The organism is Parendozoicomonas sp. 2304DJ65-17 (genome assembly GCF_058148445.1).
In genome coordinates, this window is record NZ_JBYVJV010000052.1 from 1 (window position 1) to 274 (window position 274).

Annotated in this window: 1 pseudogene; it reads left to right on the plus strand. The window is 51.1% G+C overall.

From position 1 onward, the window contains the following. Positions 1-274, plus strand: a pseudogene (locus ACY2RR_RS24505) (UDP-N-acetylmuramoyl-L-alanyl-D-glutamate--2,6-diaminopimelate ligase); the annotation flags it as partial.

Sequence of the window (274 nt, forward strand, 5' to 3'; positions counted from 1 at the left end):
ATAACATTCAACTTCTTCCAGATGGAATGAAGGCGCAGGTTTTTTCTCCCTGTGGGGAGGGTGAGCTGCAAACCCCACTTCTGGTTCGCTTCAACCTCAGTAACCTGCTTGGTGTAATTTGTGTGCTGGGTTGCCATGGGTTTGCATTGAAGGATGTTCTGGCAGCCATTCCTTTTATTGAAAGTGTGCCCGGACGCCTGGAGCGCTCAGGCACTGATCAACAGCCCAGCGTCATTATTGACTCTGCCCATACCTCGGATGCCTTGAGCAGTGT